Consider the following 263-nt stretch of genomic DNA (forward strand, 5'->3'; position numbering starts at 1 on the left):
ACGGTTGATGTGAGCGGCCGGACGGTTACGGGCGATTATGTTGACTTTGACGCTACGGACGTTCTGAAGGTCACCTCGAGCGCGGATATCTCCGGTGCGCAAGGTGATGGCGCGGGCGCTGGCACCGCGCTTGGCTTGGGTGTTGTGGACTTTGACAACAACGCAGTTACGCTGACGATGTCGGTTGCACAGCACAACGACATGTCTGTGACGGACACGACCGGCACCCAGACGCTGACGATGTCGGATGCAGGGACGCTGTC

At 60.1% G+C, this 263-nt stretch carries 1 protein-coding gene; it reads left to right on the forward strand.

Annotated elements, in window-relative coordinates:
* A partial coding sequence (locus tag ACK8OU_RS20585; protein ID WP_410305184.1) for a hypothetical protein occupies nucleotides 1–263 on the forward strand: 263 nt, incomplete at both ends.

This window comes from Pontitalea aquivivens (assembly GCF_046507575.1).
In the GTDB taxonomy this organism is placed as follows: domain Bacteria; phylum Pseudomonadota; class Alphaproteobacteria; order Rhodobacterales; family Rhodobacteraceae; genus Pontitalea; species Pontitalea aquivivens.